The sequence below is a fragment of the Spiroplasma sp. Moj genome (assembly GCF_016082285.1).
GTDB lineage: Bacteria > Bacillota_I > Bacilli_A > Mycoplasmatales > Mycoplasmataceae > Spiroplasma > Spiroplasma phoeniceum.
Genome location: NZ_MQTY02000156.1, coordinates 1 through 1,193, shown reverse-complemented (window position 1 = coordinate 1,193; position 1,193 = coordinate 1). Strand labels below are relative to the sequence as shown.

Genomic DNA, 1,193 nt, shown 5'->3' with positions numbered 1-1,193 from the left:
TATTAGTATCTTTTTAAAAATATTTACAATTATTTTAATAGGTTATGCAAGAAGTCTATTGAAAAATGTCGTTCACTAGAAGAACGTGATGCACAAGCAGTTTGTGTTTTATGTTATATTAACCCAAGTACAAACGAAACAGGGTATTTTCGAGGAATAACAAAAGGTCTTATTACTGAAAAACCAGTTGGTAATAATGTTTTTTTGGTTATGATGCAATTTTTTTTTACCAGAAATTGGTCAAACTTATGCTGAATTAACTGTAGAAGAGAAAAATAAGTATTCGCATCGTTCAAAGGCTTTTCAAATGTTTAAAAAATGATGACTAGGAGGAAAAGATGAAGACAACAAAAAAAATTAACATTATTTTATTTGAACCAGAAATTGCACAAAATGTTGGAGCCATTATGCGAACTTGTGTTGCAATTAATGCTAAGTTACATTTAATTGAACCATTTGGATTTATTTTTGATGAACGATTTATTGCTCGCAGTAGTGCAAATTATGTTGAGTTTGCTGATTATGAAACATATAATGATTGAAATCATTTTTCACAATTAAATCCAAATCTTAAATTATATTGTTCAACTCGTTATGCACAACAACCACATAGTGCAATTGATTTTACAAAGGAAGAAAAAGTTTTTATTTTATTTGGGCGTGAATCAACTGGTATTCCAACAACAATTTTGAAAGAACATTTATCACGAACTTTTCGTATTCCAATGTCAGAAAAAGTCCGTAGTTTAAATGTTGCTAATACAGTTGGGATTGTCGGTTATGAAATTATGCGGCAATGAGATTATCCTGGTTTATCAAAAGTTGAAATTCAAAAAGGGGCTGATTTTTTAAAATAAAAATAACAATGCTTTTTGTGAATTTTTTTAGTATTGAGTTATATTGATTGTTTTTAGAAATGATGATAAAGAATGAATCAAGTAATATGAATCAAGTAATATTGGTTGGGCAAGTAGAAGGAACTTATGAAATTATTTATGATAAAAAAGAAGCAGAACGAAAACTAATGAAATTTTTACTAAAGATTCAGTGCCCTTTTAAAAATAAAGATGGTAACTATGATAGTGATTTAGTTAATGTTAAAGTATGAACAAATAATATCGATGATTTAGATATTAGACTTTTTGCATAACCTATTAAAATAATTGTAAATATTTTTAAAAAGATACTAATAG

The 1,193-nt window shown here is 27.2% G+C and carries 3 protein-coding genes and 1 pseudogene; all 4 read left to right on the top strand.

Annotated elements, in window-relative coordinates:
- Nucleotides 1-21: 21 nt before the first annotated feature.
- Nucleotides 22-144, top strand: a pseudogene (locus tag BST80_RS05265) (hypothetical protein); the annotation flags it as partial.
- A 52-nt stretch (nucleotides 145-196) separates the two neighbouring features.
- The gene (locus tag BST80_RS05260) at nucleotides 197-361 is read left to right on the top strand and encodes a non-canonical purine NTP pyrophosphatase (protein ID WP_415746281.1); all 165 of its coding nucleotides are present in this window, start codon (nucleotides 197-199) and stop codon (nucleotides 359-361) included.
- Entirely contained in the window at nucleotides 339-857 is a 519-nt protein-coding gene (locus tag BST80_RS05255) for a tRNA (cytidine(34)-2'-O)-methyltransferase (protein WP_415746280.1), read from the top strand. Before BST80_RS05260 ends, BST80_RS05255 begins: the two co-directional genes overlap by 23 nt.
- A 59-nt stretch (nucleotides 858-916) precedes the next feature.
- Nucleotides 917-1,150 (top strand): single-stranded DNA-binding protein, encoded by a 234-nt coding sequence (locus BST80_RS05250; protein WP_415746279.1) that lies wholly within the window; start codon nucleotides 917-919, stop codon nucleotides 1,148-1,150.
- Nucleotides 1,151-1,193: the final 43 nt, after the last annotated feature.